The organism is Leptolyngbya sp. FACHB-711 (assembly GCF_014695615.1).
Taxonomy (GTDB): Bacteria; Cyanobacteriota; Cyanobacteriia; order Elainellales; family Elainellaceae; genus Leptolyngbya_A.
Window position 1 is genome coordinate 1 of sequence record NZ_JACJOR010000135.1, and the last position, 7128, is coordinate 7128.

9 protein-coding genes are annotated in these 7128 nt (G+C 51.1%); 3 read left to right on the plus strand and 6 right to left on the minus strand.

The genetic code is table 11. The annotated features are described in order from the left end of the window. A partial coding sequence (locus H6F80_RS04530; RefSeq protein ID WP_190790418.1) for a serine hydrolase occupies positions 1-1183 on the plus strand: 1183 nt, incomplete at its 5' end. Between the two features lie 59 nt (positions 1184-1242). Here H6F80_RS04530 and lexA read toward each other — a convergent pair. From lexA to H6F80_RS04545, 3 genes are all read right to left on the minus strand, one after another. After that, positions 1243-1854, minus strand: a complete 612-nt coding sequence (lexA, locus tag H6F80_RS04535; protein ID WP_190790419.1) for a transcriptional repressor LexA — start codon at positions 1852-1854, stop codon at positions 1243-1245. A 62-nt stretch (positions 1855-1916) separates the two neighbouring features. Further along, on the minus strand, positions 1917-2081 hold the full coding sequence (locus H6F80_RS04540; RefSeq protein ID WP_190790420.1) for a hypothetical protein: 165 nt from the start codon (positions 2079-2081) through the stop codon (positions 1917-1919). A 150-nt stretch (positions 2082-2231) separates the two neighbouring features. Next, positions 2232-2573 carry a c-type cytochrome gene (locus H6F80_RS04545; protein WP_347277824.1) on the minus strand — a complete coding sequence of 114 codons (342 nt, stop codon included), beginning with the start codon at positions 2571-2573 and terminating at the stop codon, positions 2232-2234. 376 nt (positions 2574-2949) lie between these two features. Here H6F80_RS04545 and petG point away from each other — a divergent pair, with 376 nt between their 5' ends. Beyond that, positions 2950-3063, plus strand: coding sequence for a cytochrome b6-f complex subunit V (petG, locus tag H6F80_RS04550; protein WP_035999205.1), 114 nt, complete (start codon positions 2950-2952; stop codon positions 3061-3063). Positions 3064-3205: 142 nt separating this feature from the next. Here the strand turns inward: petG and H6F80_RS04555 are convergent, their stop codons facing one another. Beyond that, positions 3206-4708, minus strand: coding sequence for a protein adenylyltransferase SelO (locus tag H6F80_RS04555; RefSeq protein WP_190790422.1), 1503 nt, complete (start codon positions 4706-4708; stop codon positions 3206-3208). Positions 4709-4728: 20 nt separating this feature from the next. On the opposite strand from H6F80_RS04555, the gene H6F80_RS04560 reads away from it, so the two are divergent. After that, positions 4729-4878 (plus strand): hypothetical protein, encoded by a 150-nt coding sequence (locus tag H6F80_RS04560; RefSeq protein ID WP_190790423.1) that lies wholly within the window; start codon positions 4729-4731, stop codon positions 4876-4878. A gap of 177 nt (positions 4879-5055) precedes the next feature. Here H6F80_RS04560 and glmU read toward each other — a convergent pair whose 3' ends face one another. Next, the gene (glmU, locus tag H6F80_RS04565; RefSeq protein WP_190790424.1) at positions 5056-6444 is read right to left on the minus strand and encodes a bifunctional UDP-N-acetylglucosamine diphosphorylase/glucosamine-1-phosphate N-acetyltransferase GlmU; all 1389 of its coding nucleotides are present in this window, start codon (positions 6442-6444) and stop codon (positions 5056-5058) included. 101 nt (positions 6445-6545) lie between these two features. Further along, a partial coding sequence (locus H6F80_RS04570) for a metal ABC transporter permease (RefSeq protein ID WP_190790425.1) occupies positions 6546-7128 on the minus strand: 583 nt, incomplete at its 5' end.

The following is a 7128-nucleotide window of genomic DNA, read 5'->3' on the forward strand; positions in this document are numbered from 1 at the left end:
AGCTCTTGATTCAGTTCCCGGTTCACAGTCGCGTCGAACGCGCAAACCTCACCCCAAGCGTCGCCCTACCCCTCCTTTAATGCAGGGAATCCGGCTGCTGATTCTAGGCGTTGGAATTTGGGCAATTGCCGGAACTGCGCTCTCAATTTGGGAACCCACGGTGCGATCGGCGCAGGCAAACCAGGAAAACGTCGCCTCGGGAAGCAGTAACGCCCAGGCAGCTCCTGCAAATACCTCAATTCACAATGCCTTTAAACCGGGTCAAGAAATGACCACACTGGCAGCCAGAATCCAGCCTTTGACCAAAGACCTGACCGATCTCGCGCCCGGTGTCTTTCTTGCCGATCTCGACAGCGGCAACTACTACAGCCTGAACGGAACAACAACCTTTGCTGCCGCCAGCATGATCAAAGTGCCGCTCCTGATTGCCTTTTTTCAGGATGTTGATGCGGGCAAAATTCGGCTCGATGAAATGCTAACGATGCAGCAAAACGATATTGCAACGGGATCAGGCGATATGCAGTATTTGCCCGTTGGCTCAGAGTTTACGGCACTGGAAACGGCGACCAACATGATCGTGATTAGCGACAACACGGCAACTAACATGATCCTGCGGCGACTGGGCGGCATCGAAGCTGTAAACCAGCGATTTAAGGAGTGGGGCTTAGAGCAAACCACCGTTCGCAACGTGCTGCCCGATCTGGAAGGAACGAATACGACCTCTCCTAAGGAACTTGCGGCGGTGATGTCGCTGCTGAGTCAGGGTGAGCTGCTGTCGATGAAGTCACGCGATCGTGCAATCGCGATTATGCAGGGAACGTTAACCGATACACTGCTGCCTACTTCTTTAGGGGCAGGGGCAACGATCGCCCATAAAACAGGTGACATCGGCTCCCTTGTCGGCGATACAGGGCTAATCGATATGCCCAGCGGCAAACGCTATGCGATTACTGCGATGGTGAAGCGTCCGCACAATGACGATCGCGCTCAAGAGCTAATTCGTCAGATCGCCGCAACGGTCTATGATTATCTCGACCAGCCTACTGCCCAGACTGCCGCTGCTCCAATTTCTTCCACAGCACCCGCCGAGGCTACGACACCAGAATCTGCCCCGGACGCACTCAATGCTGCACCGTCTGAGGGAGGTGTACCCGCAAGTCCCAGTCCTACCGCTCAAGAATGATCCAGCAGGATGGGTCATTGCAGGCTTTTTTGCTTACAGGGATTGACTCAGGATTTTCGTTAAGATGCCAGGTGGCTATAGCCCCGCCAGACGGCAACGAGCAATCCCTGTACTGCAACATCAGTCGCAGCAGCCTCGATCACGTTGTAGTTTGGGTTTGCCGGCTTGAGCGTGACTTGATTGCCTTTACGATGATAGTACTTCAGCGTTGTGCCATCTCCGTTGACCCGTGCTGCGACGATCGCCCCGTTTTTGAGTGCCTTCGGGTCTTGCACAGGACGCATAATGACCACGTCTCCTTCGCCAATTAAGGCTCCAATCATACTGTCTCCCCGGACTCGCAGTGCGTAGTCCCCCGGCTTGAGCAACGAGCAGGAAAAGTCTAGCTGTTCGACAGAGTCCGTGTAAGATTCAACAACAGAGCCAGCAGCGATCGCTCCTAAAATCGGAAGTCCCTGCGGCTTGAGGATGCGAATCGTTCTGGCCCTACCCTCGGTCCAGTCGATGTATCCTTTGGCTCTCAGATGTTCTAAACGACTTTGAATTGGAGCAGGAGATTTTAACCCCATTGCTCGCATCATTTGCCGAATTGAAGGGGAATGCTGATTTTCTTTGATGTAGTCGACCAGCCAGTCAAAAAGCTGCTGCTGGACTTCTGTTAGGGATTCCATAGGTTGATAGGTTGGTAGGCTGGTTGTAGGACAAACAGATCATTCCTGGAACAGATGTACCACTAAACTGCCGCCTTTGTCCAGTCCTTCAGGGAATTTCTTTTTTGTAGATTTGTATCACCAGAACGGTTTGGGGTCTGCATCGAAGGCGATCGTGCGAGCATTGCCCTGCCAGACAGTTCAGCCAACTGTCCTACTTCAAGTCCAGCAAATTTGGCTTTTTTCAAGGGTAAACCCCTCGGTTCAACCGACCAATTGCTAAACCTACTTCTACCTAAAGCGTAAAAAATCGGGATGCTGGCAGGATAAAACCAGGTTCATTGAGATCCGTTATGCCCCTTTGCTCTGGCAAGGGGCTTTTTTAAAGGCAAAAGGATCTACAAACTTTCCAGGTATTCCAGCAAGTCAGCCATTTCTTGAGGACTTGGCTGAAACTGAGGCATTGGCGGGGTAGACCCACTCGTAACTTGATGAATAAGACCAATTCGCGACTTGCGAGAAGCAACGCGATGCAGATTTGGACCAACCCAGCCACTTGCATCAAATCCGTGACAGCTCGCACAGTTCATCTGAAACATGACTTCTCCCCGTTGGGCATTGCCAGCATGAGATAGGACATCTCTTACATAGGGATCAGCATGGCGGAAGTGATGAATGCCAACAAAAGCAAGCACGACCAGAAGTAGAACAGCCAACAGCGTGATAACTGTTCTTTGCACCGTCGGCTCGGGCGAGGTCGCTGTAAGGGGTTTTTCCAAAAGCTCTTTAGTCAAGAGAGGCAAAAAGGGAGAGAACGGCAAACAGGAGCTAACAATATATTTTAGGAATTTAACTTACTTCACGTTATAGCTAAGCATATTTTAATATTCCCAGCTCTTACTCAGGAATCAAAGCTCAGCAAATGCAGGCAGTCTTGTCACCACAGTACCTGAAAGCCTTGCTCTACTTAAAGTTTACCGCTTTCTTATTTTATTTTACTCAGGATATTTTAAATTGAACCCGTCGCGGAGATTATGAAAGAAGACTAAAAACCGTTAAGAAGCGGCAATGTCGCTTTGTTTGCTAAAATTCAAACGGAGATAAGGAGATAAAGCTGTGGTAGAACCGTTACTTTCTGGCATTGTGCTTGGTTTGATTCCTGTCACCCTGGCAGGATTATTTGTGGCTGCCTATTTGCAATACAAGAGAGGCAACCAGCTCAATCTTTAGTCCCCGTTGCGAGTCTAGACTCGGTAAGACGCTAAAGAAGGCTCTGCCAATTCTTGCCCTCATTCGCTTGCTCTTGTTTGCCCGCCCTATTAATGCGAGGGATCCAGGGAGAGTTCAACCACCGCTTGACTCTCCCGACTTTTCAAATCTCCTCTGAAACAACCGACGATCGAATCCGATCGAGCAGTGCATAAAACGGCTGCCAGTTATCTTCCTGGGTAATGGGTTCCCAGATGGCTTCGATTTCGGGACGAATAATAACTGTTGCCGGATTGTGCTGACTTAATCGTTGGGCGATCCGGCTTATTTCTGATTCGGGTAGGCTGTTCAACACCTGATGGTAAAACTGCCGCCAGCGATCGAGCAGACTTTCCACCGCATCGGTTTTGTCGCCAGGAGCCTGAGTGACTGCCAGGTTAAAAATATTGGTTGCGGCGTCGCGCCAGGAGCGATCAAACTGTTGCCGCAGTGCCAGGAAGAAATCGTGATAGCCTAGCTTGGTTTCAAAGAGAAGCTGCAAAGTCAGATGCAAAAGCTCATCGGCAACTTCTTCGGAAACCTGATCGAAACCGATCTCAAACCCTAATTTTCGCAGCATCCGCTGACGGTAGGTGTGCTGATAACGATCGTGATAGCGATCGAGGGCAGCTTCCATGTCAAATGGATCAAGCACAGCTTTGAGCGGCACTTGCAGCATTTGCAGATTCCACTGGCAAGCGGCGGGCTGGTTCGCGTAGCAGTAGCGTCCGTAGTAGTCAAAATAGGCGGCAGTAAACTGTGGGTCGTACTGCTGAATAAAGGCATAGGGTCCGTAGTCGAAGCTTTCGCCCGTGACGGACATATTATCTGTGTTGAGAACGGCATGACAAAAGCCGACCGACATCCACTGTGCGGTGAGATCTGCCACTCGCTCGACCAGTTCGGTATAGAACTGCAAGTAAGCGTTTTCCTGTCCTTTCAGGTGGGGATAGTAAATTTCCAGAACGTGATCCAGCAATTTCTGAATCAAATCTTTGCGTCCGAGATGGTGCAGCCGCTCAAAGGTGCCAAATCGAATATGCGATCGAGAAAAACGAATCATCACAGACGATCGGGTCGGAGACGGTTCATCACCGCGCCATAGCCCTTCTCCGGTTTCCACCAGACTGAGACAGCGCGAGGTTCTGACACCCAGCTGATGCAGCATTTCCGCCGCCAGCACTTCCCGTACTCCGCCTTTCAGGGTCAAGCGTCCATCACCGCCTCTAGAGTAGGGAGTTCTGCCCGATCCTTTTGTGCCAAAGTCGTAAAGCGCACCGTCAATCCCACGCACCTGCCCATAAAGAAAGCCGCGCCCGTCGCCTAACTGCGGGTTATACTCCCCAAACTGGTAGCCGTGATAGCGCATTGCCAGGAATGGAGAACGCCCCTCAAACCGCCCAAACGCCTCAATGAAATCAGCATCGGTCACCTGCTGCGGGTCGAGCCCAAGCTGACGCAACACATCATCGTTACGAAACCGCAAAATCTGTTGGGGAAACTTTGCCGCAGCTACCCCATCGAAGTAGTCTTCCCCTAACCGCTCAAAGGCGGGCTCATAGGGAAGTGACAGAATTGAATTCCCCGATAAATTCGCAGAACGATCGGCAGGCATATTGACAGACATGGACGACACACCAGACTTTAATGAACGACTTTGATGAGCAGCAGGGCTTTGCCCCTTCTTTCAGTCTAGTGTCCGATCAATTGGCTCAACTAATGCTTTCTGCTGACCTTTTGCCACAGTCTGAAATTGGGCAGGAAAAGCAGTTGGGAAAAGTAGTCAGGCTAAAGTAGCCAGGAAAAGTAAGCAAGAAAAAAGGGAGAGCCATTTGGAAAACTCTCCCAACCATCAGGGTGCATCTACATAACAGATTATTGCACTAAAGGGGTGAGGGGCGTAACCCCCTATTTAATTTTTTTCTGTAAATCTACGAAAAAGTTTCACAGGTAGGGGAAATTTTTTGCCCTAAGTCACTCTGCTTGCTGTTCCGGTTGCTGTTCAGCATACCCCGATCGATTCAATTTCCAGCCTGGCTTAACGACCTGACGGGCACGGGCGATCACCAGCGCGTCGTGGGGTACATCTTCAGTCACAACCGAGCCAGCAGCGACGGTCACATCTGCCCCCAAGGTCACGGGCGCGACCAGCACACTATTTGATCCAGTTTTGGAACGATCGCCGATCTCGGTTCGGTGCTTTTGTACACCGTCATAATTTGCCGTGATTGTACCTGCTCCTATATTGACCCGATTTCCCAAACTCGCATCCCCCAGGTAGGAGAGATGCGCCACGTTCGTTTGCTCACCCAGCCGCGAATTTTTCAGCTCGACAAAGTTTCCAATTCGGCAGCCTTGTCCTACTTCCACATGACCGCGCAAATGGGTATACGGACCAATCCGGCTATTTGCTTGCACCCTGCTATCGCTTACCACTGAAAGCAGAACAGTAGTATTCTCACCAATCTCGCTGTTTTCAATCAGGCTACCCGGACCAATCCGACAGCCCGATCGAATCACGGTTTTGCCGCGCAGATGGGTTTGCGGCTCAATGATCACGTCCGGTTCGAGCTGCACTTCAGTATCGATCGTAATGCTGCCCGGATCGATCAGCGTTACTCCGGCTGTCATCCACTCCTGCTTGATGCGCGTTTGCAGAATCTCATAGGCATCGGCGAGCTGCTGGCGATCGTTAATGCCGAGAATTTCTTGATAGTCTTCGACATCCACTGCCATCACGGGCGAGACTGCTGTCACGGCATCGGTAAGATAGTATTCCTGCTGATTGTTGTTGCTCTGAAGCAGGGGCAATACTTCCGCCAGCTTTAACCAGTTAAAGCAGTAGATTCCGGCATTAATGCGCTGGTTTTGCCGTTGAGCAGGCGTACAGTCCCGGTCTTCTACAATTTGCGTTACCCGATTTTCGCTATCGCAGAACACTCTGCCGTAGCCCTTGGGATTAGCAATCTGAGCCGTGAGAATAGTAGCAGCGTTTTGATGCGTTTGATGCGTTTGAAGCAAAGCACCGAGCGTTTTAGGACGTAGCAGCGGCACATCGCCATTAAGTACCAGTAAATCTCCTTCAAACCCTTCCAGGTGAGGAATGAGCTGCTGAACGGCGTGTCCAGTTCCAAGCTGCTCTCGCTGTTCAACCAGTTCCACATCCGGTACATGGGCGAGAGCCTGACTCACCTGCTCTGCCCCATACCCAACAATCACCAGACGGCGGCTCGGCTGAATTTCTGTCGTGCCGTCCAAAACCCTTTCCAAAAGCGATCGTCCACCAAGAGAATGCAGCACTTTGGGCAAACGAGACTTCATCCGAGTCCCTCGCCCTGCCGCCAGAATTGCTACCGCGACCATTCGTAATGCTTGCCTGCTGAGATCACATCCAACGGAGTATAGCTGGTTCTGACCCGATTTCAGCAAGGGCAACCAAAAAATTGGCTGGCTTTGTCTGGTTTTTACGCTCGCTGAAATGCCCGCACCAAAATTCCTTGGCTTGGACTGAGCAGCAGTGCCAGGAAAAACAGCACCGACGCAACCAGAACGATCGCTGCACCAGAAGGCAAATTGTAGTAATAGCTGAAATACATCCCACTCAGGCTCGACACAGTGCCGATCGCCCCACCCACAAGCATCATCTGATGCAGTCGCGGCACGAGCAAATAAGCAGTGGCAGCAGGCGTGATCAGCAGCGACAGAACCAGAATGACGCCGACTGCTTTCATGCTGGCAACAACAGTAAGGGCAAACAAAATCATCAAGCCTGTGTCAAACCAGTTGGTCGGCAAACCCGTCGCCTGTGCCCCAAGCGGGTCGAAGCTAAAAAACAGCAGTTCCTTATAAAAAAGAACGATCGCCAGCAGCACCAGGACAGCGATGATCGCCGTATCCCGAACTTCTGACTGAGTCACGCCCAGAATATTGCCAAACAGAAAATGGTTCAGGTCGATTTTGTTGGACTTCTGGACGACCGTAATGAGCGTCACTCCTAGTGCGAAAAAGGCAGAAAAGACAATGCCCATTGCGGCATCTTCTTTGATC

Excerpts from the sequence above, each read along its gene's own strand:
- lexA (WP_190790419.1), bottom strand. The coding sequence starts at position 1,854 with ATGGAATCCCTAACAGAAGTCCAGCAGCAGCTTTTTGACTGGCTGGTC.
- H6F80_RS04555 (WP_190790422.1), bottom strand. The coding sequence starts at position 4,708 with ATGTCTGTCAATATGCCTGCCGATCGTTCTGCGAATTTATCGGGGAAT.
- H6F80_RS04560 (WP_190790423.1), top strand. The coding sequence starts at position 4,729 with ATGAACGACTTTGATGAGCAGCAGGGCTTTGCCCCTTCTTTCAGTCTA.
- glmU (WP_190790424.1), bottom strand. The coding sequence starts at position 6,444 with ATGGTCGCGGTAGCAATTCTGGCGGCAGGGCGAGGGACTCGGATGAAG.